This window comes from Methylococcus sp. ANG (assembly GCF_040730495.1).
Taxonomy (GTDB): Bacteria; Pseudomonadota; Gammaproteobacteria; order Methylococcales; family Methylococcaceae; genus Methylococcus.
Genome location: NZ_CP160399.1, coordinates 1642314 through 1668423 on the forward strand (window position 1 = coordinate 1642314; position 26110 = coordinate 1668423).

General features: G+C 63.9%; 26 protein-coding genes. 13 read left to right on the forward strand and 13 right to left on the reverse strand.

Annotation, left to right across the window (positions count from 1 at the left end):
• The first annotated feature begins 1 nt into the window (after position 1).
• The 6 genes from ABZN20_RS07760 to ABZN20_RS07785 all read left to right on the forward strand — a co-directional run bounded on the left by ABZN20_RS07760 (position 2) and on the right by ABZN20_RS07785 (position 5522).
• Positions 2 to 718 carry an MgtC/SapB family protein gene (locus tag ABZN20_RS07760; RefSeq protein WP_367027272.1) on the forward strand — a complete coding sequence of 239 codons (717 nt, stop codon included), beginning with the start codon at positions 2 to 4 and terminating at the stop codon, positions 716 to 718.
• Positions 719 to 848: 130 nt separating this feature from the next.
• Entirely contained in the window at positions 849 to 2450 is a 1602-nt protein-coding gene (locus ABZN20_RS07765; RefSeq protein ID WP_367027273.1) for a multiheme c-type cytochrome, read from the forward strand.
• Positions 2450 to 3439, forward strand: coding sequence for a hydroxylamine oxidation protein HaoB (gene haoB / locus ABZN20_RS07770; RefSeq protein ID WP_367027274.1), 990 nt, complete (start codon positions 2450 to 2452; stop codon positions 3437 to 3439). Before ABZN20_RS07765 ends, haoB begins: the two co-directional genes overlap by 1 nt.
• 49 nt (positions 3440 to 3488) lie before the next feature.
• The gene (ccmA, locus tag ABZN20_RS07775; RefSeq protein WP_367027275.1) at positions 3489 to 4112 is read left to right on the forward strand and encodes a cytochrome c biogenesis heme-transporting ATPase CcmA; all 624 of its coding nucleotides are present in this window, start codon (positions 3489 to 3491) and stop codon (positions 4110 to 4112) included.
• Positions 4109 to 4786, forward strand: a complete 678-nt coding sequence (ccmB, locus tag ABZN20_RS07780; protein WP_423246435.1) for a heme exporter protein CcmB — start codon at positions 4109 to 4111, stop codon at positions 4784 to 4786. The genes ccmA and ccmB overlap by 4 nt, the downstream gene beginning before the upstream one ends.
• 4 nt (positions 4787 to 4790) lie before the next feature.
• Positions 4791 to 5522: a heme ABC transporter permease gene (locus ABZN20_RS07785; protein ID WP_367027276.1), complete on the forward strand. Its 732-nt coding sequence runs from the start codon at positions 4791 to 4793 to the stop codon at positions 5520 to 5522.
• Position 5523: 1 nt separating this feature from the next.
• Here ABZN20_RS07785 and ABZN20_RS07790 read toward each other — a convergent pair whose 3' ends face one another.
• From ABZN20_RS07790 to ABZN20_RS07820, 7 genes are all read right to left on the reverse strand, one after another.
• Complete coding sequence (locus ABZN20_RS07790) at positions 5524 to 6549, reverse strand: transporter (protein WP_367027277.1); 1026 nt, start codon at positions 6547 to 6549, stop codon at positions 5524 to 5526.
• Positions 6550 to 6612: 63 nt separating this feature from the next.
• Positions 6613 to 7812, reverse strand: a complete 1200-nt coding sequence (locus ABZN20_RS07795) for an amidase (RefSeq protein WP_367027278.1) — start codon at positions 7810 to 7812, stop codon at positions 6613 to 6615.
• Between the two features lie 169 nt (positions 7813 to 7981).
• Entirely contained in the window at positions 7982 to 9034 is a 1053-nt protein-coding gene (locus tag ABZN20_RS07800) for a PstS family phosphate ABC transporter substrate-binding protein (protein ID WP_367027279.1), read from the reverse strand.
• A gap of 94 nt (positions 9035 to 9128) precedes the next feature.
• Positions 9129 to 9500, reverse strand: a complete 372-nt coding sequence (locus ABZN20_RS07805) for a c-type cytochrome (RefSeq protein WP_367027280.1) — start codon at positions 9498 to 9500, stop codon at positions 9129 to 9131.
• Positions 9501 to 9548: 48 nt separating this feature from the next.
• On the reverse strand, positions 9549 to 11174 hold the full coding sequence (locus ABZN20_RS07810; RefSeq protein WP_367027281.1) for a porin: 1626 nt from the start codon (positions 11172 to 11174) through the stop codon (positions 9549 to 9551).
• Positions 11175 to 11462: 288 nt separating this feature from the next.
• Positions 11463 to 12161, reverse strand: a complete 699-nt coding sequence (locus ABZN20_RS07815; RefSeq protein WP_367027282.1) for a DUF2490 domain-containing protein — start codon at positions 12159 to 12161, stop codon at positions 11463 to 11465.
• A 100-nt stretch (positions 12162 to 12261) separates the two neighbouring features.
• Positions 12262 to 12621, reverse strand: coding sequence for a hypothetical protein (locus tag ABZN20_RS07820; RefSeq protein ID WP_367027283.1), 360 nt, complete (start codon positions 12619 to 12621; stop codon positions 12262 to 12264).
• Between the two features lie 132 nt (positions 12622 to 12753).
• On the opposite strand from ABZN20_RS07820, the gene ABZN20_RS07825 reads away from it, so the two are divergent.
• The 3 genes from ABZN20_RS07825 to ABZN20_RS07835 are packed head-to-tail and all read left to right on the forward strand — an operon-like array spanning position 12754 to position 17798.
• Positions 12754 to 13740: a DUF6635 family protein gene (locus ABZN20_RS07825; protein ID WP_367027284.1), complete on the forward strand. Its 987-nt coding sequence runs from the start codon at positions 12754 to 12756 to the stop codon at positions 13738 to 13740.
• Positions 13737 to 15356 (forward strand): alpha-amylase family glycosyl hydrolase, encoded by a 1620-nt coding sequence (locus ABZN20_RS07830; protein WP_367027285.1) that lies wholly within the window; start codon positions 13737 to 13739, stop codon positions 15354 to 15356. The genes ABZN20_RS07825 and ABZN20_RS07830 overlap by 4 nt, the downstream gene beginning before the upstream one ends.
• Positions 15357 to 15371: 15 nt before the next feature.
• Positions 15372 to 17798 (forward strand): beta-galactosidase, encoded by a 2427-nt coding sequence (locus ABZN20_RS07835; RefSeq protein WP_367027286.1) that lies wholly within the window; start codon positions 15372 to 15374, stop codon positions 17796 to 17798.
• Between the two features lie 10 nt (positions 17799 to 17808).
• On the opposite strand, the gene ABZN20_RS07840 is transcribed toward ABZN20_RS07835, so the two are convergent.
• The 4 genes from ABZN20_RS07840 to ABZN20_RS07855 form a co-directional block, all read right to left on the reverse strand.
• A complete protein-coding gene (locus ABZN20_RS07840; RefSeq protein WP_367027287.1) occupies positions 17809 to 19332 on the reverse strand; it encodes a sulfatase family protein in 1524 nt (507 codons plus the stop codon).
• A 366-nt stretch (positions 19333 to 19698) separates the two neighbouring features.
• Positions 19699 to 20064 carry a hypothetical protein gene (locus ABZN20_RS07845; RefSeq protein ID WP_367027288.1) on the reverse strand — a complete coding sequence of 122 codons (366 nt, stop codon included), beginning with the start codon at positions 20062 to 20064 and terminating at the stop codon, positions 19699 to 19701.
• A gap of 177 nt (positions 20065 to 20241) precedes the next feature.
• Positions 20242 to 21243 carry a glycosyltransferase family 4 protein gene (locus ABZN20_RS07850; RefSeq protein ID WP_367027289.1) on the reverse strand — a complete coding sequence of 334 codons (1002 nt, stop codon included), beginning with the start codon at positions 21241 to 21243 and terminating at the stop codon, positions 20242 to 20244.
• A complete protein-coding gene (locus tag ABZN20_RS07855; RefSeq protein ID WP_218807379.1) occupies positions 21200 to 22006 on the reverse strand; it encodes a UDP-2,3-diacylglucosamine diphosphatase in 807 nt (268 codons plus the stop codon). Before ABZN20_RS07855 ends, ABZN20_RS07850 begins: the two co-directional genes overlap by 44 nt.
• Positions 22007 to 22334: 328 nt before the next feature.
• On the opposite strand from ABZN20_RS07855, the gene ABZN20_RS07860 reads away from it, so the two are divergent.
• Together ABZN20_RS07860 and ABZN20_RS07865 are read left to right on the forward strand one after the other, a co-directional pair.
• Positions 22335 to 23285, forward strand: a complete 951-nt coding sequence (locus tag ABZN20_RS07860) for a DnaJ C-terminal domain-containing protein (RefSeq protein ID WP_367027290.1) — start codon at positions 22335 to 22337, stop codon at positions 23283 to 23285.
• A 1-nt stretch (position 23286) separates the two neighbouring features.
• Positions 23287 to 23607 (forward strand): chaperone modulator CbpM, encoded by a 321-nt coding sequence (locus ABZN20_RS07865; RefSeq protein WP_218807381.1) that lies wholly within the window; start codon positions 23287 to 23289, stop codon positions 23605 to 23607.
• Here the strand turns inward: ABZN20_RS07865 and ABZN20_RS07870 are convergent.
• Both ABZN20_RS07870 and ABZN20_RS07875 read right to left on the reverse strand, forming a co-directional pair.
• Positions 23569 to 24420, reverse strand: a complete 852-nt coding sequence (locus tag ABZN20_RS07870; RefSeq protein ID WP_423246443.1) for a TIGR01777 family oxidoreductase — start codon at positions 24418 to 24420, stop codon at positions 23569 to 23571. The two genes, ABZN20_RS07865 and ABZN20_RS07870, sit on opposite strands and share 39 nt — an antisense overlap.
• Positions 24421 to 25165: 745 nt before the next feature.
• Positions 25166 to 25288, reverse strand: coding sequence for a hypothetical protein (locus ABZN20_RS07875; RefSeq protein WP_256996521.1), 123 nt, complete (start codon positions 25286 to 25288; stop codon positions 25166 to 25168).
• Positions 25289 to 25509: 221 nt separating this feature from the next.
• Here ABZN20_RS07875 and rplU point away from each other — a divergent pair, with 221 nt between their 5' ends.
• Positions 25510 to 25821, forward strand: a complete 312-nt coding sequence (rplU, locus tag ABZN20_RS07880) for a 50S ribosomal protein L21 (RefSeq protein ID WP_367027292.1) — start codon at positions 25510 to 25512, stop codon at positions 25819 to 25821.
• Positions 25822 to 25844: 23 nt separating this feature from the next.
• The gene (gene rpmA, locus ABZN20_RS07885) at positions 25845 to 26102 is read left to right on the forward strand and encodes a 50S ribosomal protein L27 (protein ID WP_218807383.1); all 258 of its coding nucleotides are present in this window, start codon (positions 25845 to 25847) and stop codon (positions 26100 to 26102) included.
• The last annotated feature ends 8 nt before the right edge of the window (positions 26103 to 26110 follow it).

Consider the following 26110-nt stretch of genomic DNA (forward strand, 5'->3'; position numbering starts at 1 on the left):
AATGGAAGCGATCCAGAACATCAACGTCGCCTCGTTGCTGGACACGCTCGTCAGCCTCACCGCGGCCTTCGTGCTGGGCACCGCGATCGGGCTCGAACGGCAATTCCGCCAGCGTACCGCGGGCCTGCGCACCAACGTCCTCGTCGCGCTGGGCGCCGCCATCTTCGTCGACATGGCGAACCGCCTGCACGGCCACGACGGCGCCGTGCACGTCATCGCCTATGTCGTGTCCGGCGTCGGCTTCCTGGGTGCCGGCGTCATCATGCGCGAACAAGGCAACGTCCGCGGCTTGAACACCGCCGCCACCCTCTGGGGATCGGCGGCGGTGGGCGCCTGCGCCGGCGCGGACCTGATCCTCGAAGCCCTGGTCGCCACCGTTTTCGTGCTGGCCGCCAATACCCTGCTGCGCCCCGTGGTGGACCGCATCAACCGCCAGCCGATCGACACGCCGGCGGTGGAAGTCACCCATACCGTCTACGTCATCGCCCCGCGCCAGTGGCGGAAGGATGCGCTGGCGCTGGTCGAACAAGTGCTGCAGCAGGCGGGCTATCCGCTCGGCGATCTGGCGGTGCATGCCTTCGGCGACGAGGAAATCGAGATCGAAGCCACGCTCGCCGCCGCCTCGGTCGACGGAACCCACCTGGAGCGTATCCTCAAGCAGCTCAAGGAACATCCCGTCGTCGGCCAGGCGTTCTGGAGTCCGAGCACCTCGGAGTGACATCAGCCGGGCCGGCATTCCGGCAAACCCCGGTGCGTCGAACAACGCTTCTTATTGACGCTATTTAGTTTTGCCACGATACTTTTTGCCGATAACAAACCGGGACGGATTGCCGAAGGAGCACACCCCAATGATCAGAACAACGACGACATGGCTGCTGGCCGCTTTGCTGATGCTCGTTCAGTTGACGGCATCCGCCGCGGCGGGCGATACGGATTTTTCCCAGATCACGGACAAGTACGAGAAGGACCATCCCGGCAAGGGCAAGTTCTCGCAGTACTGGGAGCCGATCCCGATCCAGAAATACTGGAATCCCAGGAATTTTTACCAGCCGCCGACGGCGGTCTCCGGCGAAGTGGGCCGTGACCAGTGCGTAGCCTGCCACCAGAGCCTGACGCCCGGCGCGTTCCACGCCTGGGAAAACAGTGCCCATGCCAGGCTCGACGCGATCCGCAACCTCAGCAACGGCCAGGATGCGCGTTTCTACAAGAAGGAGAAGCTGGCCGAGGTCGAAAGAAACCTGGTCAAACAAGGCCTGCTGAAGGAAGGCGAGCCGCTCAAGGAAGTCGGCTGCATCGACTGCCACGGCAAGGTCGGCGCCCAGTCCATCCGCCACGACAAGGACCTAGTCATGCCGGACCGGGCGCAATGCGGCAGCTGCCACGTGCAGGAGTTCGCCGAGGCCGAATCCGAGAAGGAGCAGCAGTGGCCGCAGGGCCAGTGGGGGAAGGGCCATCCCTCCCATGCCGTCGACTGGGAAGCCAATGTCGAAACCGCCATCTGGGCCGGCATGGCCGAGCGCGAAATCGCCCAGGGCTGCGACATGTGTCATTACCAGCAGAACAAGTGCGACGGCTGCCACACCCGCCACACTTTCTCGGCCGCCGAGGCCCGTCAGCCCGAAGCCTGCGCGACCTGCCACAACGGCGTCGATCACAACGAGTGGGAGAACTTCACGCTGTCCAAGCACGGCACGGTCTACCAGACCCACAAGTCGACCTGGAACTTCGAGGCCCCGCTCAAGGACGCCCTGACCAAGGGCGGCTACACCGCGCCGACCTGCCAGTACTGCCATTTCGAGTTCAACGGCGAGTTCTCGCACAATCTCGTGCGCAAGGTCCGCTGGGGCTTCAACCCGACCCCGGCCATCGCCGACAACCTGAAGCATCCCTGGTTCGAAGGGCGCAAGGAAAGCTGGAACGCCACCTGCGCCAACTGCCACAGCCCCAGCTTCGCCAAGAGCTATCTGGAAGCCGCCGACAAAGGCACCATCGCGGGGCTCAAGGTGGAGCAGGAAGCCAAACGGGTCGTCGAAGGCCTGTTCAAGGACGGCCTGCTGCCGGGCCAGAAAACCAACCGCCCCGCTCCCCCGGCGCCGGAGAAGGACGCCCCCGGCGGATTCTTCCAACTGTTCTGGGCCAAGGGCAACAATCCCAGCCATGTGGAACGGGTCCATGCCGATATGTGGGAACATGACCTGATCAAGCTCTACAAGGGCCTGGTCCACGGCAACCCCGGCGGCTTCACCTACACCGAAGGCTGGTCCGAGCTGATGCGGGACTATGCCGTCATCATGGATGAGAACACCCGGCTGCGCGAGAAGGCCGGCAACGCCGGTGGCGCCGCGGCAAACCCGCCCGCCAAGAAAGAAGGCTCGAACCTCCGCAATATCCTGGGCGGACTGGCGCTCCTGGCGGGCATCGCCGTGCTGCTCTACCGGCGCAAGCACTGATGGCGGATACGACCGGCCGGCCGAAGCGGTTTCGGCCGGCCACCTTCGCCGGCCTCGTTCTATTGGTCTCGGGGGGAGCGATTCTGCTGTACGACCGGTTCAGCCCGGCGTTCAGTTATGAGGAAGCGACGGTTCCCGCCGCGGAGTGGGCCGCCCTGGAACCCGGCGGCGCTTTCCCTGTCACCGCGCTGACTCGCTACACCCTGCGCCAGGGCGAAGCCTCGGTTCCGCTGACCGTGGCCGATTACCGAGACGGCCGGAACCAAAGCTATCGGGCGACCCTGTTTCCCGCGGCCCCCGGCGATCCCGCGGGCCGACTGCGGCACGATTCATGGCGGGCCGCGGGGGAGGCCATCGTCCGCCATACGGACGATAACGCCCTGTTCCTGGCGTGGTGGGACGACGCCCAGCGCATCCGTTTCCTCGGCGGCCGCGACACCTGGCTCGACCAGCCGGCCGCCGCCGCCTTCCCGAACGGCGCCGAGCGTAGCGTATGGGAAAAAGTCGCGGGCGGATTCACGGCGGTCCCGGAATCGTCGCGGCGCCTGGCGCGCTGGCTGAGCATGGACGCCGATACCGCCCTGACGGAGATGAAGGCCCAGCTTCCGGCGGACCGTCCGGTCTACATGCTCGTGTGCCTGGACGATCTGGCCCGGCTCGGCGAAATGGAGGCACTTGCCGGCATCCGTCTGCCGTTCGAGGCCGCCCGTTTTCCGGGCGGCGACATGCACGGCCAGATCGCGTCGGTACAGCAATGGGCACGGCAGGACGTCGACCAGGCCAGCTATCTGGTCCAGCAGATCCCCGGAGCCGGCGTGCGGGCCTGGCGCATCACCACGCCGCAAGGCCGCGAAACGCTCCTGGCGCGGCTGCTGCCCTTCACCACCTCCCTGGCCAGGCCACTGCCGCGGGCGCAGACGGTCTACCAGTCCGGCTGGGGTTCCTATATCACCATCTATGCACTGAACTTCGGCGAAGGTAAGATGTGACCCGCGCGGCAACCCGCGCGTGTCTCCAATCCTTACGACATCCACGCCTTTGTCAGACGCCCCTCTTCGCGCCGCGGGCCTCGAATGCATCCGGGGCGACCGGCTGCTGTTTTCCGGCCTCAACCTGAACCTTTCGCCCAGCCAGTTGCTGCAGGTCGAGGGCGCCAACGGCGCCGGCAAGACCAGCCTGCTCCGTGTATTGGCGGGCCTGAGCCGCCCCGCCGACGGCGAAGTGCGCTGGCGCGGCCTGGACATCCAGCACAACCGCGCGTCCTATTTCGCCGAAATGGTTTACATGGGCCACGCCCCCGGCCTCAAAGCGGAGCTGTCACCGCTGGAAAATCTCAGAATCTCCACCGCCTTGCGCGATGAAGCGGCCGATGATGCGCGCATCGAAGAGGCGCTGGCCCGGGTCGGTCTGCGCGGCTTCGAGGACGTTCCGGCGCGGGGGCTTTCCGCGGGCCAGAAGCAGCGCACGGCGCTTTGCCGCCTGCTCCTTAACCCGGTACCCCTGTGGATTCTCGACGAACCTTTCACCGCCCTGGACGTGCGAGGCATCGCCCTGGTGCGCGAACTGCTGGAAGCCCATCTGGCGAACGGCGGCATGGCGCTGATGACTTCGCACCACGCCCTGGAAGTCCGGGGCGACTGCCGGAGCCTGAACCTGACGTGAACGGACTCGCCTCCGCCTTCTTCGCCATCCTGCGGCGCGACCTGATGCTGGCTTTCCGCCACCGCGGCGAACTGGCCAATCCGCTGCTGTTCTTCCTCATCATCGTCACGCTCTACCCCCTGGGGGTCAGTCCGGACCCCGAACTGCTGAGGAAGATCGCACCCGGCGTGATCTGGATCGCGGCCCTCTTGGCCGCCCTGTTCTCGCTGGAAAACCTGTTCCGCGGCGATTTCGACGACGGCTCGCTGGAACAGATGCTGCTCAGCCCCCAGCCGCTGTCGGTATTGGTGGTAGCGAAGGTGCTGGCGCACTGGCTGGTCAGCGGCCTGCCCATGCTGCTCTTGGCCCCGCTCCTGGCGCTGCTGCTGGACATGCCGTCCAAGGCGGCCTGGGCGCTGGAAACGACGCTCGCCATCGGCACGCCGCTGCTGAGCCTGATCGGCGCGATCGGGGTGGCGCTGACCGTGGGCCTCAAGCGCGGCGGCATCCTGCTCACCCTGCTGATTCTTCCCCTCTACATCCCGGTGCTGATCTTCGCCACGAACGCCGTCGCCGCCGCCGGCGCCGGCATGCCGATCGAAGGTCAGTTGTACTTCCTGGCGGCGCTGCTGGCGTTGGCGCTGACGCTCGCTCCGGTCGCCATCGCCGCCGCCCTGCGCATTAGCATGAGTTGACGCCATGTGGACCTTCTTCCATAAGCTCGCCTCCCCCAAGCATTTCTACCGCATCAGCGGCAAGCTGATCCCCTGGCTGGGGGCGATCACCGCCGTACTGTTCGTTTGCGGCCTCTACTTCGGCCTGTTCAAGGCACCGCCGGACTACCAGCAGGGCGAGAGCTACCGGATCATGTTCGTCCACGTGCCGGCGGCCTGGATGTCCATGTTCATCTACACCTTCATGGCGGTGCTGTATGCCATCCATCTGATCTGGAACATCAAGCTGGCCGACGTGATGGCCTCCAGCTCCGCGGCCATGGGCGCCTCGTTCACCTTCCTGGCGCTGGTGACCGGTTCGCTCTGGGGCAAGCCGATGTGGGGGACGTGGTGGGTGTGGGACGCGCGGCTGACTTCGGAGCTGATCCTGCTGTTCCTGTACCTGGGCTACATCGCCCTGGTCTCGGCGATCGAGGACAAGCGCACCGCCGCCCGCGCCGGCGGCCTCCTGATCCTGGTCGGGGTGGTCAACATCCCCATCATCCATTACTCGGTGGAATGGTGGAACACCCTGCACCAGGGCCCCACCGTCACCAAACTGGACAAGCCCTCGATCCACCCCAGCATGCTGCTGCCGCTGCTGCTGATGGCCCTGGCCTTCCAGTGCTACTACTTCACTCTCGTACTGGTCCGAGCCCGCACCGAGCTGCTGGAGCGCGAACGCCGCAGCGCCTGGATCAAGGAACTGTTCGGCTGAGTCAGAACGCGACGGCCAGGCCCATCGTGCCCAGATAACTCGGCACATAGTCGCCCAGGGCCCCGCTGTAGCTGCCGAACACCGCGATGCGGTCGTTCACGGTCCACTGGAAACCGACGCCGAGCGCGTGCTCCTGCAGGTTTTCGACCGGGCCTACCGATCCCGCATGCAGGGTGCGCGGCAGGGCGGCGGCATTGACGTACCCCTGAACGAACAGCGCGAAGTCCTCGACGACGTCGCGCTGCAAGGCCCACTGGAACGATGGCAGGATGACCTCGGCGCCCCTGAAATCCTGCAGGCTGGCGAAACCGAAGTTCCAGTTGAAGGCAATGTCCCATGGCAAAACATGATCCGCGTTGAGCATGAGGGAGCCCTGGGTGCCGTTGTTGAAGACGGGACTCCCCCAGGTGGTCTGCACGTAGGCCTCCAGCCCCACCGAGTAGTTGAAATACTCGAAATCGTCCTTGTACAGATGGACCTTGGTGTCGAAGGTGATCGGCGAAAAGCCGGTGGCCGATTGCGGCGGTCCCTGCACCGTCAGGCCCTGGGTGAACAGGCGCAGCTCCACGTCGTCGGTCAGGCCATAACGTAACAGGAACTCCCAGTTGTACTGTTTCACCGAATCCGAACTCGCCCCCTGCATCGTGAAAGGGCTCATTTCCAAGTAAATGCCGCCTTCCGGCAAGGTGTAGGACGAGTTGGGGAGATTGGCGAGATCGGGACCGGGTTCCCTGATCGTCACCGCCGACGCCTCCGGAACGCTCACCTCGGGTGAGGGTGAAGCCGTGGGGCTCGGCGACGGCGGCCGGTCCGGCTCGGTACTGTGGACGTGTTCGCGGTAGGTCGCGGTGTGCTCGCCGAAATGCCTGGCTGCCGACCCGGACGAGGACGACGCCGCACGCGCCTCGACACCCCGTGCCGGCATGGCGGCCAGCAAGGCGATCATCCCTTCCGACAGAAGCAGTCCCGCGAGGGCGGCCTCCCGCCCCCGGGGCACTCGCTTTGAACGCCGGCTACCGGATCGCATCCCTGCCCTCCTCCATCAGGCTACGCCGGAACCGGCGGATTCACCGGGATGACGGCTCGGCGGTTAGCCATCGAGTGCGGCCGCCACCCCCTGGGCGGCGGACAGAAGGAACGCGTCGTTCCCTTCGGCGGCCAGCAGGGAAAGGCCGACCGGCGCCCCTTCCACTTCGACTGCCGGGAGCGAAATCTGCGGCAGCCGGCCGATCCCCGCGATCGCCATGCGGCCCAGCACGCGCGGAAAATAATCGCCCTGGGTACGGTCCAACCCGAGGCTGCCCTTCAAAGGCGCCGGCGCGTGTGCCGTAGGAAAGCAGAGCAGGTCTTCCGGCCCCAGGAATCCTGCAAGCGCGGCGCGATAGCGCTCCCTGCCCGCCAGGGCAGGCGGCAGCAGGCGGCGGTCCAGACCCTTGGCCAGCTCGAAGTTGCGGCGGGTGCGCTCGCCCAGGGCCGGCCGGGCCGCCTCGACCCATGAACCCAAGGCGCTCCAGATTTCGGCCCACTGAATGGGCTGAAAGACCTGGAGCCAATTGTCCATGCCGGAAATTCCGGTCTCCCCGTCGATGCTCCGCAAGGAAATCCCGCGGCTGGGAAAACTGCCGGCCAGCCGCTTCAGGACCGGTTCGAAAGCCTTGCGGACCGCCGGTTCCGCCTCGTCGAACCCCTCCCGCAGCAGCCACAACCTGCCGGAGACGGCCAGGAGGGGATCGACGTTCAGCAACAGGCTCATCACCCGCTGCAACACCTCGCCGTCGCGGGCGAAGGCTCCGACGGTGTCGAAACCGGGCGCCAGTGGATTGACGCCGGCCACGGAAATCCTGCCGTGGCTGGGCCGCATCCCCCAGATACCGCAATTGCTGGCGGGCAGCCGGACGGAGCCGCCCGTGTCCGTGCCCAGGGAAAAGTCCGCCTCGCCCGCCGCCACCGCCGTCGCCGAGCCGCTGGATGAACCGCCCGGCACCCGGTCTGGCGCGGCCGGATTCAGCGGGGTGCCGTAGAACGCATTCTCCCCGCTGAGGCCGAAAGCCAGCTCGTCCGCATGGGTCTTGCCCACGCAGACCGCGCCGGCCTGCAGACACTGCTCCACGCACACGGCGTGAGCGGCCGCGGGCGGATGGCTCTGTGCCCAGTCGGGATTGGCGCAGCCGGTCACGTGGCCCGCGATGTCGATCAAATCCTTGACGGCGAAGGACAGATCGGCCAGCGGACCGGTGGCGGCCGCGCGAAACGTCATCTGCGCAAGAAACGAACGGGAGGGTTCAGTCATCCAAAAAGCCGCGGAGTGAGGGAGTTTGGGGAGCGCGTCGTGCCGGCGCCATTTTAACCGGTTCGCTCCGCGCCAAGCAGGAAGACGCGCAAACTCTTTTTCGCGAAAAAAGGCCCGGAGACCGAAGATCTCCGGGCCTTGGCAGAGCGATGTGAAGCGCTACCGGTCTTTACAAGGACAGCGGCTTCAGTTTCTTGGCGTTCTCGGCCATTTCCTTCCGCTCGTCGGTCGGCAGCGGTACCAGTCCGCGTTCGGACAGATAACCGTCCTCACCCCATGCCTTCTCGCTGGTGAATTCCGCGAGGTACTCCGCGATACCCGGAATCATGCCGATATGGGATTTCTTGACGTAGATGTACAGCGGGCGGGAAATCGAATAGCTGCCGTCGGCGATCGATTCGAACGAGGGATCCACGCCTTCGATCTTCGCCGCCGCGACCTTGTCGACGTTTTCCTCCAGGAAGCTGTAGCCGAAGATCCCCACGGCATTCGGGTTGGCGACCAGTTTCTGCACGATCAGGTTGTCGTTTTCGCCGGCCTCCACATAAGCGCCGTCTTCGCGGATGGTGTGGCAGAGCTTCTTGAATTCCGGCTCGTTGTCCTTTTTCAGGGCGGCGATCCACTTGAACTCCTTGCAGCCGCCCTCCATTGCCAGTTCCGCGAAGGCGTCACGGGTGCCCGAAGTCGGCGGCGGGCCCAGCACTTCGATCTTGGTGGCCGGCAGTGCGGGATTGACCTCGCTCCAGGTCTTGTAGGGATTGTCGATCAGGTTGTCGCACCCCCCGCAGTCCGGGTCCGGAATCCGCTTGGCCAGCGCCAGATAGACTTCCTTGCGGGTCAGTTCCATCGGCTTGGACTTCTTGGACTGCGCCAGCACGATGCCGTCGAACCCGATCTTGACTTCGACGATTTCCTTGACGCCGTTCTTCTTGCACTGCTGGAACTCGGTGTCCTTCATGCGGCGCGAAGCATTGGCGATATCGGGATGCTGAACGCCTTCACCGGCGCAAAACAGCTTGATGCCGCCGCCGGTGCCGGTGGATTCCACTTTCGGCGTCTTGAACTTCCCGCCCTTGCCGAAGTATTCCGCCACCACGGTGGCGAACGGGTACACCGTGGAGGAACCCACGATGCTGATGGTGTCACGCCCACCAGCGGCCCATGCGCTGGCGCCGAATACGGTGGCCGACACGGCCAAGCCCATGCTGACGATCTTTTTCACGTGAGTTTCTCCACTGTTGAGGGTTTTTCGCATTGTCTAGTACCAGAGCGGCGCCGCATCCCCGGGAACTCCCGCGAACCGGCGCCGCCATTTCCTACCAGGCGCCGCCGCGATTGCCGGGCTGCGTCACCATGTAGTAAATCGCATCGGCGACGTTCTTCTCGGAATATCCGGGACCGACGATGATCTTCGGGTTTTCGAGATATTTGAGATCGACGTGCTTGTTCAGGACCTTCCGCCACAACGCGGAGGGTTCGCCCCAGATGACGGTGGCCGAAGGGGTCAGCGCCCCATTGGTACCGTTGTCGTGGCAGGCCGAACAATAGGTCGCGTAGGCGTTGCGTCCGTTCTGATAATCGAAACGGGCGTTCGCCAATTCAGGCGTGTTCGCATCGATCGGAGTGTGCAGCGCGCACCCTGCCGTCAGCAGGGGCAGCGCAGCCAGTATCGACAGTTTGATTTTCATATCCGCGTTCCTTGAATGAGATCGACAATACGGTTCGGCCGGACCGGCTTAGTAATTGGCCTGAAGCTGCAGGCGCAGCACGTTGCCGTCGGCCTGACCATAACCCGCGGCCAGTTCCTTGGAGTTCCAGCCGGCCGTGCTTCCCGCCGTGGTGGTACGGAAGTTGGTCGTATTGATCAGATCGTACGCCGCGGTGACTTCGACTTCCGGCCAGGGCTGGTATTCCACGCCGAATTCCCACAGGCGTTCGGAGATGTTCGGCGAGTTGTTGTCGAACTTGCTGCCGCCATTATAGGTTTCGAAGCGCGCATAGGGCATCCAGCCGCCGTAGAAGTGGTCGATCTTGTAGTGCGCCTGGACGTAGCCGCCCCACACGTTCTTGGATTCGATCCATGCGAGCTGTTTGGCGGGATCGATCTGCAGCGTCGGAGCGATACCCCAGGTCCATTCCGTCTGCAGGCCGAAGGGCTTCGGATACAGGATGGCATGAATCGCGCCGCGCAGGTCCTGCTGGCCCTGGCCGTCGTTTTTCCCGGAGACGCTGGTGCCGGTGATCGTCCCGTCCTGGGTCATGTTCCGGCCGCCGGCGGCGGTGTTGAAAAAGTTCTTCCCGATGACGTATTGGGTCACTTCGCCGGTGACCGGGTCGGCCGGCCCGTTGAAGTTGGCCATCTGAACGACGTACTTGCCGTTGTAGCCGGAGGCGCCGACTTCGAGGATCTGGTCGCCCGGCAGTTCGAACGGATAGGTCACGCGTCCGTCGATGTGGATGTTGTCGTTCAGCTCGAAGCGGTTGGCGCCCTGGCCGTTGTAGACGCCGAAAGCCACCACGCCGTAGTCGCCGGAACCGCGCAGGCCGCTTTTCTGGAGATATTTGAAACGTTCCTGGGCGACGTCCGGCGACCAGTAGGCGAAGACACCGAGATCACGCTCGTCGCGCAAGGCGTTGGCATCGGTCGCCAGGTTGCGTTCGAAAGCGATACGGTTCTGGGAAGACTGCAGGTTTTCCCAGCCGAACGGCACTTTCGACTGACCCACGCGGAAGCGGTATTCGCGTTCGGAATCGATGAAGACGTCGGAATAAGCATCGCGAATCTGCGCGAACTGATAGCTGTTGCCTGCGTTGTTCTGATCCACGGCCGGCAGATTCGCGGCGAATTCCGGCTGGAGATAGAGCAACAGATGGTCGGAGACGTCCGCCGTCAGGGCCAGACGGACACGCCGCAGCAGGAAGTCCTTGTTCTGGCCGATGGAGTTGTCGTTCGGCATCGCCAAGTTGTTGCGCGAGTTTTCATCGCCGTTCAGCAGCTGCGTATAGCGGGTCTGCATATAGCCTTTGATGCTGATCTTGTCGAACCACTTCTTCTCGCCCGAAGGCGCGGGAGCCTTAGCGACTTTCTTTTCGGATTCCTTGATGGCGGCAGCCTTCTTGTCCAGGCGCTTTTCCAGCGCTTCGAGCTCCACCTTTTTCTCGTCGAGCTTCTGCTCGAGGGACGAAGCCTTGTTCTCGTCCACCTGCTCGAAGGTCCCCATTCTTACCCGGCCCGGACCGGGCTCCGCGTAGATCTGCTTGGTCTTCTTGTCCATGTACAGCTCGATCGCGGCGTGGGCCGGCAGCGCCAGCACTCCGCCCATCAGAGCCGTCACGCTCACACGCAACAGATTGGATTTCATGTCGTTACTCATTTCGTGATGTCGTTTCTTTCCTGCCCAATGCAACAGACAGGGGCACTTCGGCAGCGCAACGATAATGAAGAAATATGACATTATTGTTACAAAACGATGTAAGCGGAGAGAACAGCGTTTCGGACCGGACGGTGCGGGGTACCGGTGACGGCCGGCGAATCCGGGCCAGCCATGGCCTGGGGGCCCCGGCGCTCAGGGATGGAAGCCCCGGCTTACGCCGTCAGGAAGGGGGGGCGATGGCAAAGAATCCTGGCGGAGTTTTCCGGAGCGGGGCCTTCAAAAGTTGATGAACAAGGATCCCATGATGAGGTTGTGCATGGTCTGATTCGGTCTGCTGTCGATGTACTGGTTCATGTAACCCAGCTCCACCCTCAAAGCCGGATCGAAGCTCCAGCCGGCCCCCAGAAATGCCCGGTTCTGGCCGAAGCCCGCCGGCCCGCCCCAGGCGGTGCTGTTCAGACGCATGAGAATTTCGTCCCAGGCGATCAGACTCAGGCGTGGTTCGAAATCGAAGGGACGCAGATAGCGGAACAGCTGCCGGGGCTGATAGCGGACCTGATCGCCACGGATGAAGTTGGCCTCCATCATCGTCCTGAACGTGATGGTCCCGAACTCCGTGGGAAGCACGTACCGAAAGGCCGGCCAGACGTCCTGCTGGGCTAGGTAAGGCTTGCCCACGTTCTGGGTGGGCACGAAGGAATAGCCGATCCAGACCGTGGCGCGGTCGCTCAGCGAATACCCCAGCGCGGCGCGGGCCACGCCCTGATACCAGTGCCGCCAGTCGCCGTCCCAGCGCATCTGCCCTTCCAGCCATAACCGCCCTTTCTCGAGGCCGGGGGCGATGAAACTCAGACTGCCTTCCGCCACGACCTGCCCCCAACTGCCCCAATCGTTGGTCACCATATCCGCACCCGCACCGGAAGATAAAGCCAATGCGATCGCCGCCAGCGAACAGCCTGTCCCAAACTTGCTCATGACTCTCGTCCTCTTCGAAGCCTCGGCTTTCCGGTGCCTGCGCCAAAGGGTTGCCAAGACCAGTCCGCGGTTGGACCCGGCATGCCCCGAACGCCAGCGCTCATTCCGGCATCGGTTTTTCCCGCACCGCACAGATCTTCCCGTCGCGGCACTCGACGTCGTAGAAAACGGTCCGGCCGCAACCGTCCACCCGGATGCCGTATTCGCTGTAAAGCTCGCCCAGCGGCTGGCCCGGCACCTCTTCTTTCGTCAGGATCCCGGCCTTGACCCGCGGGCAATTCAGCTTTCCCGCCGCCCGCGCTTCGGCGGTCCGCAATGCGATGCGGGAATTCTCCGCCAGCAACTCGGCATCGCTCAGACAACCGGCCAGCATGGCAAGCAATGGCAGCAGCCTGATGACCGCTCCGCGTTCCGGGGCTCTGGACGAACTGTCGGACGGCTGTTGCCGGACACACTGCATGACGGGACCTCCTCGATGTCTGCATGGGACGGGATTCCGGGGGCGTTGCCGCATCTCCCGGGAACCTCGCGCATGACTATATACTCTGTCCGGCTCTTCCCGGACCAGACGAGGTGCGACACCGGCATGAACATGGACAGATTGAAACCCGACTCGGCGGCCGCGATCCACCAGCTACTGGAAAGGGCGGCCGCACGCGGCGTCGCCAACTATATCGAAAGCCGGAAAGCGAAAATCCCGGGCTTCGTGGAGCGCTATTTTTCCTTCCGCGGGGCCTGGGAGATGCACAAGAAAACTCTGGGCCGCGATTATTACCGTATCCCTATCAATCTGCTGTGGAGTCTCCCGGCGTTTCTGGCCCATTCCGCCGCCGCCGTTTCCGGGAAACTGGGGGCGCCCGCCATCGCCCGCCGGCTCGGCAAAGTCCCTTCCGGCCTGCCCACGGCGTTCCAGAAAGAGCTGAACTGGTTGATCCACGTCGAACTGCTGGAGCTGCCCTATTCCGACGGCTCCCGCCAATCCACCAAAGACGCCCTTCTGGAAGCCATCCTGAGCGATCCCGAACTGTCGGCCCGGCTCGCGGAATATCTCGGAGCGATACAGTCCCACGCCGGATCCGAGGAATTTCGCATATTGCTGGCGGCCAGGCTGCAGGAGTACGGCAAGACCCGCCAGGCGGCGACCGAACTGGCGGCCAGCATCGCCACCCTGGCCGGCGGCTACGCGGCGTTCGGCCAGATGACGCCGGGGGCGGTTTCCGCCGGCAGCGCCGCGGCGGCGGCCATCGCCCAGCAGATCGCGATCGCCAATTTCTGGCTCGGCCCCACCCTGGGCGCGTGGTATTACACGGTGTTTCCGGCCAGCGCGTCGTTCGGCCTGATCGCGGCGAGCACGGGGGCGGCGATGGCCGCCCTGGGCATTCTCGGCGCGCTGTCGGCGGTCGTGGTCGATCCGCTGCTGGCCAGGACCGGCTTTCACCAGAAGCGGCTGGAACGCTTCGTCGAGGCCCTGGAGCCCGTCCTGGCCGGCCGGGAGGACGACGGTTACCATGTGCACGACCATTACCTTGCCCGATTGTTCGACCTCATCGACCTGCTGCGGCTGGCGGCACGGGCATGACGGACGGGAACGGCCCGCTGGCCTGGTGGCAGACCGGCATCATCTACCAGATCTATCCCCTTTCCTTTCAGGACAGCGACGGCGACGGCATCGGCGACCTTCCCGGCATTCTCCGCCGGCTCGACTATCTGGCCGGCCTGAACGTCGCCGCCATCTGGCTCTCGCCCGTCTTTCCCTCGCCGATGCGGGATTTCGGCTACGACGTGGCGGGCTATACGGCCATCCACCCTTGGTTCGGGACACTGAGCGACTTCGACCGGCTGCTGGCCGGATTGCACGGCCGGGACATGAAGCTGATCCTGGACCTGGTGCCGAACCATACGTCCGACCAGCATCCCTGGTTCCTGGAAAGCCGGGGTTCGCGCGACAACCCCAGGCGCGACTGGTACCTCTGGCGCGATCCGGCACCGGGGGGCGGGCCGCCCAACAACTGGCTCAGCTTTTTCGGCGGCCCCGCCTGGACCTTCGACGAGACCACCGGACAGTACTATCTGCACCAGTTCACTCCGGAGCAGCCGGAGCTGAACCTGCGCCACCCGGCCGTGCTGGAGGCTCTGCTGGATGCGATGCGGTTCTGGCTGGACCGCGGGGTGGACGGCTTCCGGGTCGACGTGCCCTGGCTGCTGATCAAGGACGCCGAGTTCCGCGACGAGCCGGAAAACCCGAACTGGGACGGTAGCGATCCGCACGGCCGGCTGCTCCACGTCCACACGGCGCACCAGCCCGAGCTGCACGCCATCGTCCGGGCCATGCGCGCGGTCGTCGACGGCTATCCCGGCGGGCGGGTCTTGATCGGGGAAACCAACGTGCCGGATGAAGAACTCGTCGAGTACTACGGCGCGGCGCGGGACGAATTCCACCTCCCTTTCAATTTCCGGCTGATCTATGCCCGCTGGAACGCCCGGGAAATCCGGCGGCTGGTCGAAACCTGCGAAGCGATCCTCCCGCAAGGCGCCTGGCCCGCCTGGGTGCTCGGCAACCATGACCAGCCCCGCATCGCCAGCCGCGCGGGTCCCGAGCAGGCCCGCGTCGCCGCGATGCTGTTGCTGACCCTGCGCGGGACGCCGACCTGCTATTACGGCGACGAGCTGGGGATGGAGAATGCGGTGATTCCGAGGGAGCGCGTACGCGACCCCCAGGCGCTGAACCAGCCCGCGATTTCGGGCGTATTCAACCGCGACTCGGCGCGGACACCCCTGCCTTGGGACGCCTCGCCCAACGCCGGCTTCGCGCCCGAAGGCGCGGAACCCTGGCTGCCGCTGGGCGAGGACTGGCCGGCGAGAAATGTCGCCCGCCAATCGGACGATCCCTGCTCCATGCTGACGTTCTTCAGGACGCTGACCGCGCTGCGCCAACGCAACCCGGCCTTGAACCAAGGCGACTACGAGGGCGTGGAAACGGCAGCCGACGGCGTCTTCGCCTATACTCGGACGGCCGGCGCCGAGCGCCTGCTGATCGTGCTCGATTTCGCCGGCTGCGAACATCTACTGGACCTGGGCGAACTCGCCGATGGCGCGGAGATTCTGCTGAGCGCCGGCATGCGGCGCGCCGGCCGGGTCGATCTGCGGCGGCTCCGCCTGCTCGCCAATGAAGGTCTCGTGCTGAGAATGTGTTGAGGAGTCCTAAGCGCCATGATCGAGCTCCGTGACAAAACCATCCTGATCGACGGCCGGCCCCGCCTCGTGCTGAGCGGCGAGGTGCATTACTTCCGGCTCCGGCGCGAGGACTGGCAGGACCGGCTGGACAAGCTCAAGGCCGCCGGCTGCAACACCGTCGCCTCCTACATCCCCTGGCTCTGCCATGAAACCGTCGAGGGCCGGATCGACCTCGACGGCCGCACCCGCCCGGAGCTGGACCTCGGCGCCTTCATCGACCTGTGCCGGGCCAACGGTCTGTGGTTCATCGCCCGTCCCGGCCCCTTCGTGATGGCCGAGATGAAGAACGAAGGATTGCCCTACTGGCTCTACGAAAAGCATCCCGAGATCGTGCCGGCCGGGTGGGACGGCAAACCGGCGACCACCCATGCCGTCGACTACCTGGCACCAGGCTTCCTGGAGGCGGCGCGGCGCTGGTACGACGCGGTGATGGCCGTGATCGCGCCGCGCCTGCAGCCGGGCGGCGGCAACGTGATCGCGCTGCAGCTCGACAACGAGATCGGCATGCTGTCCTGGGTCAGCAACTGCCCAGACCTCACGGAGAACGTGTTGGCGGATTTCGCGGCCTGGCTGAAAGCCCGTCACGGCCTTGAGGCCTTGCGCCAGCGCTATCCGTTCGACCCCGACGCGCCGGAGGCCCGCCGCGACGGCATCCGCTCGCCCGCCGAGAGCTACGCCCCGGCACTCATGCGCGACCTCGGCCACTACATGCGCGACCGTTTCGCCCGCTACGTCGCGACCCTGCGCGCCTGGGCGGAAACCGCCGGGATCCGCGGCATTCCGTTCGTGGTCAACATCCACGGCACCGGCGGCGGCCGCGGCTTCGGCTTCCCGATCGGCATCAGCCAGCTCTATCCGTCCTACACCCAGGACACCGGCTACCTGTCGGGCTCGGACATCTATTTCGGCAACCTGACGTTCGACAATTTCCAGGACCTGTATCTCTGCAACGCCTTCATGGAAGCCGTGCACCGGCCCGAGCAGCCGCTGGCCTCGATGGAGTTCGAATGCGGCGACGGCAACTACGGCAACACCTACGGCAACCGGCTGGACCCTTCCGCCGCCGACTTCAAGGCGCGCATGTGCCTGGCCCAGGGCACACGGCTCATCAACTACTACCTCTTCACCGGCGGCTGCAACTACAAGCTCGACCCGCCGCCGCGGGACGGCGACGATCGCATCGCCTTCACCGGCGAACGCCACGGCTTCGCCGCGCCGGTCGATCCCGAAGGCCGGTTGAATTACAGCTATCCGCGCCTGGCGAACCTGACCCGCACCGTGGCCGCCGTCGCCGACAAGCTGGCCGCCATGCGGGAGGAGCGCGACAAGCTGGCCTTCGGCTTCATCCCCGACTATTTCATGACCGAATACCGCCATCCCGCCAGCGCCGCGATGGCCGAGATCGTCCGCAACCTGGAAGCGAACCGCGGGCCCGGCGCTTGGGAAACCATGGCGCGGGCGATGCTGCTCGGCGGCTACCGTTTCGGCGCGGTCGACATCCAGAACCGGGTGCTCGACGCGGAAACCACGCCGGTGCTGGCGCTGGGCTCGGCCCGCTACATGGACGCCGCCGTCCAGCGCAAGCTGGCCGCTTGGCTGTCCGCCGGCGGGGGGCTGCTGCTGTACGGGGAGGTCCCGCGATACGGGATGGAAGGCGAGCCCTGCACGGCGCTGGCCGAGGCTTTGGGCGCCGAAATTTCAGGTGTTCGCCAAGCCAGCGAACGCTATTTCCTCTCGCTCGCCGCGGACGGCTGGGCCGCGCCGCGGCCGGAAGTGCGCACCCATTTCGCCCAGACTTTCGCCGCCCCCTCCGCCGAAGCGCTGCTGCGGGTCTGCGACACCGGCGAGATCTGCGGCTTCGAAACGGCGGTGGGAAACGGCCGCGCCATCGTCATTACCACCGCCTACCCTTGCGACATCGCCCTGTTCCGCATGGCCCTGGAACGGCTCGGTGCGACCGCCGCCTTGCGGCACGACTGCGAAGACCACGGCATCTTCATGACTTCGACCGCCAACGCCGCAGGCGAGCGCTTCATCCACCTGCTGAACCTGGACGGCTTCGACAAGCGCTTCCGCCTTTACGAGCACGGCCAGCCGCTGTTCGGCGGACGCGAAATCGAGCTGCAGGCCCGCGACGGCGTGATGCTGCCGCTGGCCATACGCTTCGGCGAAGTGAAGATCGAATACGCGACCGCGGAAATCGCCGCCGTGACACCGGACTGCATCGAATTCCGCCCGACCCAGCGGCTGGACGTGATCGCCGTCGAGACGGCACGGGAGATACAGCTCTCCTCGCATTACGAGCTGCAGCAGGACAGCCCGACGACTTACGTGGTATCGCTGCGCCCGGCCCAGCTTCACGACCGGATCACCCTGCGCCACGAAAGCGCCGGCGGCGGCTGAAACGTGCCCGTTATTGCGGCGGCGCGGCTTCCGCCTTGCGCAGCGCCTTCGTCTTTGCCTTGCGCAAGGACTCGAGCCAGACCGCCAGCCGGGCTGTCAACGCGGGATCCGCACCGGCATGAGCGTTGGTGAGCTGTTCCGGATCGGTCCTCAAGTCGTAGAGTTCGCGCTCCCCGGTTTCGTACTCCACGTAGGTCAAACCCTCCGCCGTGCGCAGCCCCTCGAAGTTGGGCGCAACTTCCCCGGACGCCGCCTGTGCGTGAATTTCTTGAGGGTCCGGCGGTTCAAGCACCTTCCGGGCCGCCGCGGTGACCGTATTCTCCTGCTTGCGCTGGAGGAGGAAGACCCGGCGCCAGCGCTTGGGGGGCGTACCGTTCAAGAAAGGCATCAGCGAGCGCCCGTCCACGTAGGGCGGCGCCGGCAGCCGGGCAATCGCCGCGAACGTCGGCGCAAAATCCACATTGCCCGTCATCGCCTTGACTGTCCGCCCCGCCGGAACCCCCGGCCCCCGCACGACCAGCGGCACATGGATGTCCTCTTCGAATGCGGTGTTCTTGCCCATCGGCAACCGGTGCTGGCCCATGTGAAAACCGTTGTCGGAGGTAAAGAAGATATAGGTGTTGTCCAACCGCCCCTGCGCCTGCAGGGTATCGATCAGGCTCTTCACCATGTCCTCCACCGCCTGCATGGACTGCAAGCGCCTGCGGTATGCCGCATCCATGTCGGCGATCTGTTCCGCGGTGAGCTTGGGTCTTCTCTCGACCCAGTCCGGCTTGTCGCTCACGTCCTTTTCGTTGAAGGACGCTGTGCGCGGAATCCGGGCGTCGGGGAAGGATTCTTCGTACCGGACCGGAGGGGTAGCCGGCCCGTGCGGAATATAGGGAGCGAGATAGATGAAGAACGGCTGGCGCGGAAAGTACTTGACCGTGTCCTTGATGAACGCCTTGACCTTTTCCGACAGGACGTCAACCAGATAATCCTGAGGTGCGTTTCCGTATTTTCGGCTCTTGCCGTTCTCGTTCAGCGAATAGTCGTATTCCTGGTAAGGATCGCCGCCGTTGGGGCTGAGCCAATACGACCAGCCCGGCGGAACATAGCCGGGGGCGCCGACTGCCGGATAACCGTTGAGGTATTTTCCAAACAGCGCCGTACGATACCCGGCCGCCTGCAGCCAGGTGGCGATGGTCGCGCTTTCCATTCCCCTGGCGTATACCTTGTCGAACCCGCCCAGCGGAAGATTGTTGCCGTAGATCTTGGTGTTGTGGGCGTACTGCCCCCGCAAAGTCGTCACCCGGGAAGGACAGCAGACGGACATGTTGACGAAATGATTGAGAAATACGGTCCCCTCCTTGGCCAGGAGAGAATCGATGACGCCCTGGTCCTGGAACGCCTGCATGTCGAGATCGTCGGTCAGGATGAAGACGATGCTCGGAAGCCTGGGCTGGGGGCGCGCTTTCGCTTCGGCCGCGGAAACGCTGGCCAAAATGCAGGCCAGAAAGACGAGGCCCATGCGGATGGATACAGGTCGACTCATGGAGGTCATTCCGAATTTGCGAGACGGGGTCCTGTAGCAGGGCAAAGACAAAACCGCTGGTGTTACAGTTCTCGCAAGAATACGTCCGCGCAAAGCGCAAGTGCAAGACCGCCCCTCTATATATCAGCCGGCGCCGTTTCAGAGACGGCCTTGCTTCCGGAAGGAAGGATCGGATTGGCGCCAAGGTGACCGGGCGGGAGCAGCCCGGATTGACCGCGGACGAAAGAGTGTAGCCGGCGGCGGAGCGGCAACGGATGTCGCCGGATCGATACGATGGTCACGACTCACCGGCCGGGCAAGCCAATCGCGGCTTCGAACATGGCACGAGCGCCCGATCCGTGACACAGGGGAATCGCGGCGTCGCGCCTATGCGACACTCTTACGGAAGCGCAGGAGCACGAAACCACGGTATCGCCCCTGGCCTGGCCCATACTTACACGCTTCAGGCGGAAAAATCCGGGAAGGTTTCCGTTCTCGGTAACCGTGGCACGAAAAATGGGTGGAGAAGAACGTCCCTTGACTCTCGGATGTACCACCATGAAAAAGGCAGTCGTCTCGACCTTCGTTCTTCTGGTTTCCCTCATCGGAAACCATGGCGCTTTGGCTGGGGGACATCACCATGGTCATGGCCACGAGCACCATCACGGCCATCACCATGGCCACGGCCATGCCTATGGTCTCCACCGGCACCATCACCATCATTACATCGAGCATGAAGTGCCGGTAATCCATGTCCCGCTGATTCCTGTCCCGACGATCACGCTTCCGGCACCCCCTTCACTCCCGCGTCTGGCGCTACCGGCACCGCCCCCGTTGCCGGGCCTGCCGCATCCTTGAGAGCCGACGCCCGGACAAACGGCTCGACACCAGCAACGAACGGAAACGGGTACGAGCGACGACCGGAAGGGATCAGCGTGAAATCGGTGCCAGATAGCCCAGGAACTGTTCGATACAACGGTCCCAGGTGAAGCCCTGCGCGAACTTCCGGCAGTCTTCGCCCCGCAGTTCCAGCGCCCGCAACGCGGCAGTGCGCAGATCGTGGTCGAGACACCCCACGGAGGGATCGGTGATGACATCCTGTGGCCCCGGCACCGGGTAGGCGGCGACCGGGACGCCTGCGGCCAGGGCTTCCAGCATCACCAACCCGAAGGTGTCGGTCCGGCTGGGAAATACGAAAACGTCCGCCGCCGAGATCGTTTGGGCCAAATCCAAACCGCAGCGATAGCCCAGGAAGCGCACTTCCGGATAGCGCTTCTGGAGCTCGGTCCGGGAGGGGCCGTCGCCCACCACATACTTCACGCCGGGAAGGTCGAGCCCGAGGAAGTCGTCCAGGCCTTTCTCCACGGCGAGGCGTCCCACGTACATGAACACGGGGCGGATGTCGTCGATCCGCCCCTTGCCGCGCGGCGCGAAAAGTTCCGTATCGACGCCCCGAGACCATAGCACCAGATTGCGGAAACCCTTGCCGCCGAGATCGCTGACCTGAGTCGGCGTCGGGGCCATCACCCGCACGCTGGGACGGTGGAACCAACGCAACGCCGCATACCCCCAACTCAAGGGGAGCCTGGTCCGCAGATTCACGTATTCGGCGAAACGGGTGTGAAACGAAGTCGTGAACGGCAGCCTGCGCCGCAGGCAATAGCGGCGCGCCGCCATTCCCAGCGGACCTTCGGTCGCGATGTGGATGGCATCCGGTGCGAAGGCGTCGAGCTGCGCCGGCAGCTTGGAGCCGCAGCCCAATGCCAGCCGAATCTCCGGATACCCCGGGCACGGCCAGTTCCGATAGCGGTCCGGAGTGAACGTCTCGACCTGGAAACCTCGCTGCCGGGCCCCCTCGCAGATCCGGCTCAGCGTCGTGACGACGCCGTTAACCTGCGGTCGCCAGGCGTCGCTTATCAGTGCCAGTTTCACTCTTGGTATCCTCGAGCAGGAAGGCGCTTTCCTCGACCCAACGCACAACCTTCAGCTCGCCGACCGCCGTTTCCACCAGTGCCGTGCAGCTTTCCACCCAGTCGCCGCAATTGGCATAAGTCAGACCGTCTATCTCGCGCAGAGCGGCATGGTGGATGTGCCCGCACACCACGCCATCCAGCCCCCGGCTCGCCGCTTCGTGCATCAGCACCTCCTCGAAGCGGTAGATGACGTTCACGGCATTCTTGACCTTGTGCTTGATGAAAGCGGAAAGCGACCAATACGGAAAACCTAGCCGACGGCGGCCCCAATTGAACCAGCGGTTGCATGCCAGCAGCACTTCATAGGCCTCGCTGCCGAGCACGGCCAGCCATTTCGTGCTGCAGACTACACCATCGAACTCGTCGCCGTGCAATACCAGCAGGCGGCGTCCGTCTTTCGTTTCATGCACGGCGCGATCGACGACCTCCACACCCCCGAACAGGCTGTCCGTGTAATCGCGCAGCATTTCATCGTGGTTGCCGGGCACATATACGACCCTGACGCCGCGTTTGGCCCGATCCATGACCGTGCGCAGAATTTCGGAGTGGATCGGCGGCCAGTGCCATCCCGACTTCAGTTTCCACAGGTCGAGGATGTCGCCGACCAGGTAGAGCGTGTCGCACCGGACATTTTTGAGAAAATCCGCCAGATACTCCGCTTTGCAACCGCGGGTGCCCAGATGGACATCGGAAATCCATACCGTTCTATAATCCAGACTCATTAAGGCCACCTCATTCAGCCGGATCGATAAACGGTCACAAGTTAACTACCAGGTATTACAGAGCCGTCATGATTTGATGACAGTTTCAGGATTCGGAATCCTGGATCATCATGAAGAACGGCCGTTCACCGGATGGAAACGAGATTGTCATTGTTCTGTCATTTCAGGCCGCTATCTTCCGTCCCGAGCTAAGTCGTCTCAACCTCTTGAGGCCAAGTCTTGTGCAAACCCGTCCCCGGACGGGTTCTTTTTTGCCCATCCGTTTGAAGCGCCCGTGACAGGCTTGTTATGATCCCGGCCTGATCGCGGGTTCCCGGCGCAGCAAACCATGCAGTTCAAGGACTACTACCAGATCATGGGCATCTCCCGGGATGCTTCGCAGGAGGAAATCAAGCGCACCTACCGCAAACTTGCCCGCAAGTTCCACCCCGACGTCAGCAAGGAACCCGATGCCGAGGAACGCTTCAAGGAAATCAACGAGGCCTACGAAGTCCTTCAGGACAAGGAGCGGCGCGCCGCCTACGACCGGCTGGCATCGGGCCGCAGCGCCGGCGAACCTTTCCAGCCGCCGCCGGACTGGCACTTCGAGTTCCACGGCGACATCCCCGAAGCAGCGGCGCACGGCGTCTTCAGCGATTTTTTCGAAACGCTGTTCGGCGATGCGATGCGGGAACGCGCCGGCCGGCATCGTTCGGTGTGGGACCGCCCCATGGCCGGGCAGGACCGGCACCTGCGGCTGCAGATCGATCTGGAACTGGCCTACCGCGGCGGAATGCAGGCCGTCACGCTTTCCACGCCGGAAATCGACGGCCAGGGGCGGATCGCGCACAAAGACCGCACCCTTAACATCAAGATTCCCCGCGGAGTCCGGGAGGGACAGCACATACGCCTGCCCGGGCTCGGACTGCCCGGCCTGCACGGAGGGCCTGCCGGTGACCTCTATCTGGAGATCCGCTTCAAGCCCCATCCCTGGTTCCGCGCCGAGGGACACGACATCTATCTCGATCTGCCCGTCACGCCTTGGGAAGCCGCTCTCGGGGCGGTCGTGACGATCAAAACACCGGACGACGCACGACTGGAGCTGCGCATTCCGCCCGGATCACAGACGGGGCAAAAACTGAGACTCAAGGGCAAAGGGCTGGGCGGCGATCCTCCCGGCGACCTGTACGCTAGGCTCCGAGTGGTTGCACCGCCCGCCAAGAGCGAACGGGCCAGAGTGCTGTACGAACAACTGGCACAAGCAATACCCTTCAACCCGCGGGCCTCCATGGGGATCTGACATGCCGGACAGCACCGTTGTCATCGCGCAGGAACTGCTGCTGGACGAACAGTTGAGATATTCGCTGCTGGAGGTTTGCGACTGCTGCCGCATTGGCCGCAACGAGATTATCGAGATGATCGAAGAGGGCATTGCCGAACCGGAAGGCTCTTCCCGGGAAGACTGGCGGTTCAGCGCGAGGGCGCTCAGGCGTCTGCAGCTTGCGCTTCGTCTCCAGCGCGACCTTGGGGTCAACGCGGCCGGCGCGGCTTTGGCGCTGGACCTGCTCGAAGAACTGGAACAGCTACGGCGACACGCGCAGGACACCCGACATCCGGGTTAGCGTATCCCGCAAGGCCATCTCCAGCTCGGGATATCTGAACCGAAAACCGGACTCCAGCAGACGGGCAGGCAAAACCCGCTGGCCACCCAGCAGCAAACCGCTCATTTCCCTTCCCATCAGCAAACGAAGGACGCCGGCCGGAACGGCGAGGAATGCGGGACGGCGGAGCAGGCCCGAGAGGATTTCGGTAAATTGGCGGTTGGTCACCGGATTCGGCGCCGTGGCATTGAAAATTCCCGAAAGTTCCGGCGCAGCGATCAACCACCGGACGATAGCGATATAGTCACGCAAATGGATCCAGGACATCCATTGCTCGCCGCTGCCGATGCGGGCCCCGAGCCCAAGGCGGAACACCGGCAGCAAAGGCGCAAGAAGACCGCCCGATGCCCCCAGTACCACGCCGGCGCGCACGATGCAGACACGAACGCCGAAATCGGCCGCACGCAGGGCAGCCGACTCCCAGGCCTCGCACAGCCGATGCCCGAAACCGTCGGCGTGGGCCGAGGTTTCATCCAGAATGCGATCCCCCTGATCGCCATAGAAACCGACCGCCGAGCCGCTGATCAGCACTTTCGGTTTGACCTCGGCACGGCCGATGTAATCGACCAGGGACCGGGTCAGCTCGACCCGGCTGTCCCACAGAAGCTTCTTGCGCGCATCCGTCCATCGCGGCCCGACGACTGGTTCGCCCGCGAGGTTGATGACGGCGTCGAACGCCAATGAAGGGGAAAGTTCTGAAAATGCGGTGATTGCAGCGACGCCCAAACCGCAACGGTCTCGAACGCAGTCCGGCCGCCGGCTGAGAACAACCAGCCTGGCGCCGCCACCGCCGAGCTCCTAGCACAACTGGCTGCCAATGAAACCGGTACCGCCTGTCACAAGGATTCGCATCATCGCCCTCCGCGTCCCGTACCCTCGCAGGCCGGACTCATGGCGGCACAACCGATCACTGGATCGACGCTCCCTCCTGCCGGAGGACATTTGCCGAAAATGCAAGGCCCGAGCTCATGGACGCCTCGCCGGCCTATTTTTGGGGACTCTAGCTGCGCCCCGGGGAAGAATCACGCGCTATGGCCCGACCGCCGCCACACCACGTGAGAAACAGAAAACGCTTGACTATGTGCGTGGCAAGAAAGGAACACCGGCTCGCGCCCCAAGCTTGCCACACCACGGGGAGACCTCTTATTGATTGCTGCTATCTTCGTCCTTGAAGACCCAACGAACGAAAAAGAACGCGATCGCGACGATGGCGATGGTGACGACGATTCCCGTCGGCGATCTCATCTTTTCAACCAGATCAAGTATAGCTCCCATGTATGTACCTACCTTGTAGTGTAATGATTTGAAAGAAATAGATATCAGATTGGGTCTGAATGCTACCGGCCCGTAATGTTACCTTGCCTTCATCTCCTGTCAAGAAAAACGACTCGATGGGGGAGCAGACCGGCTTACGGACACAAAAAACCCGGGTGTCGGCACCCGGGTTTTGAAAGACAAATCGCTCTGTACGCGTCCGACCCGTATTATGGGTATTGGAGCGGGATCGGGCTAACGAACTTTACAGAGACGGGGAAGCGATGGTGCTGGAGATCTTCTGCTTGTCACCGTCCGGCGAGCTGCCGCAGCCGACAACAACCAGAGACATCATGACAACGCCCAAGGCGCACAGTACTTTCTTCATAGATCCTCCTCAATTAACAAAGGGTTAGAGTTGTGCTTTTATTGTTGGTGCCGTTAGCACGGCTGATTTTATAAAGCACATTTTCGAAAAACGCAAGCCCCGGAAACGCACCTCGAAGGCCACTGGGCGGACTGTACGATGCCGCCGCTCCAATTGACTAAAGAGGCCCAGTCTCTATAGAATGGCGCGTTTACGCGAATCCCTCTCAGGAGCACCTGAACATGTACGCTGTTATCCAGACTGGCGGCAAGCAATACCGCGTCCAACCCGGCGACAAGGTAAAGGTCGAGTCCCTCGACGCTGAAGCCGGCCAAGAAGTTGCTTTCGAAAAAGTCCTGCTGATCCAGTCCGAAGACGGGATCAAGGTCGGACAGCCGTTCGTCTCGGGCGGCAAGGTGACCGGCACCGTCGTCGCCAACGGACGCCATCCGAAAATCCGGATCGTCAAGTTCCGCCGCCGCAAGCATCACATGAAGCAGGCCGGCCATCGCCAGAACTACACCGAAGTCCAGATCAACGAGATCTCGGCGTAATCACCCCATACGGAGAGACATCCATGGCACATAAGAAAGCAGGCGGCAGCTCCCGCAACGGCCGCGACTCCGAATCCAAGCGACTGGGCGTGAAGCGCTTCGGCGGCCAGATCGTCCAGGCCGGCAACATCATCGTCCGCCAGCGCGGCACCCACTTCCACCCCGGCGACAACGTCGGCTGCGGCCGCGACTACACGCTGTTCGCGCTGACCGAAGGCCGTGTGGAGTTCAAGGTGAAGGGCCCGGCGGGCCGCAAGTACGTCTCGGTGGTTCCCGCCTGAGCGACACC

What these genes read in the sequence shown, in the direction of transcription:
- ABZN20_RS07760 (WP_367027272.1), top strand. Translation starts at nt 2, where the DNA reads ATGGAAGCGATCCAGAACATCAACGTCGCCTCGTTGCTGGACACGCTC.
- ABZN20_RS07765 (WP_367027273.1), top strand. Translation starts at nt 849, where the DNA reads ATGATCAGAACAACGACGACATGGCTGCTGGCCGCTTTGCTGATGCTC.
- haoB (WP_367027274.1), top strand. Translation starts at nt 2,450, where the DNA reads ATGGCGGATACGACCGGCCGGCCGAAGCGGTTTCGGCCGGCCACCTTC.
- ABZN20_RS07785 (WP_367027276.1), top strand. Translation starts at nt 4,791, where the DNA reads ATGTGGACCTTCTTCCATAAGCTCGCCTCCCCCAAGCATTTCTACCGC.
- ABZN20_RS07790 (WP_367027277.1), bottom strand. Translation starts at nt 6,549, where the DNA reads ATGCGATCCGGTAGCCGGCGTTCAAAGCGAGTGCCCCGGGGGCGGGAG.
- ABZN20_RS07795 (WP_367027278.1), bottom strand. Translation starts at nt 7,812, where the DNA reads ATGACTGAACCCTCCCGTTCGTTTCTTGCGCAGATGACGTTTCGCGCG.
- ABZN20_RS07805 (WP_367027280.1), bottom strand. Translation starts at nt 9,500, where the DNA reads ATGAAAATCAAACTGTCGATACTGGCTGCGCTGCCCCTGCTGACGGCA.
- ABZN20_RS07810 (WP_367027281.1), bottom strand. Translation starts at nt 11,174, where the DNA reads ATGAAATCCAATCTGTTGCGTGTGAGCGTGACGGCTCTGATGGGCGGA.
- ABZN20_RS07815 (WP_367027282.1), bottom strand. Translation starts at nt 12,161, where the DNA reads ATGAGCAAGTTTGGGACAGGCTGTTCGCTGGCGGCGATCGCATTGGCT.
- ABZN20_RS07820 (WP_367027283.1), bottom strand. Translation starts at nt 12,621, where the DNA reads ATGCAGTGTGTCCGGCAACAGCCGTCCGACAGTTCGTCCAGAGCCCCG.
- ABZN20_RS07825 (WP_367027284.1), top strand. Translation starts at nt 12,754, where the DNA reads ATGGACAGATTGAAACCCGACTCGGCGGCCGCGATCCACCAGCTACTG.
- ABZN20_RS07830 (WP_367027285.1), top strand. Translation starts at nt 13,737, where the DNA reads ATGACGGACGGGAACGGCCCGCTGGCCTGGTGGCAGACCGGCATCATC.
- ABZN20_RS07835 (WP_367027286.1), top strand. Translation starts at nt 15,372, where the DNA reads ATGATCGAGCTCCGTGACAAAACCATCCTGATCGACGGCCGGCCCCGC.
- ABZN20_RS07840 (WP_367027287.1), bottom strand. Translation starts at nt 19,332, where the DNA reads ATGAGTCGACCTGTATCCATCCGCATGGGCCTCGTCTTTCTGGCCTGC.
- ABZN20_RS07845 (WP_367027288.1), bottom strand. Translation starts at nt 20,064, where the DNA reads ATGGATTACCGGCACTTCATGCTCGATGTAATGATGGTGATGGTGCCG.
- ABZN20_RS07855 (WP_218807379.1), bottom strand. Translation starts at nt 22,006, where the DNA reads ATGAGTCTGGATTATAGAACGGTATGGATTTCCGATGTCCATCTGGGC.
- ABZN20_RS07860 (WP_367027290.1), top strand. Translation starts at nt 22,335, where the DNA reads ATGCAGTTCAAGGACTACTACCAGATCATGGGCATCTCCCGGGATGCT.
- ABZN20_RS07865 (WP_218807381.1), top strand. Translation starts at nt 23,287, where the DNA reads ATGCCGGACAGCACCGTTGTCATCGCGCAGGAACTGCTGCTGGACGAA.
- ABZN20_RS07875 (WP_256996521.1), bottom strand. Translation starts at nt 25,288, where the DNA reads ATGAAGAAAGTACTGTGCGCCTTGGGCGTTGTCATGATGTCTCTGGTT.
- rplU (WP_367027292.1), top strand. Translation starts at nt 25,510, where the DNA reads ATGTACGCTGTTATCCAGACTGGCGGCAAGCAATACCGCGTCCAACCC.
- rpmA (WP_218807383.1), top strand. Translation starts at nt 25,845, where the DNA reads ATGGCACATAAGAAAGCAGGCGGCAGCTCCCGCAACGGCCGCGACTCC.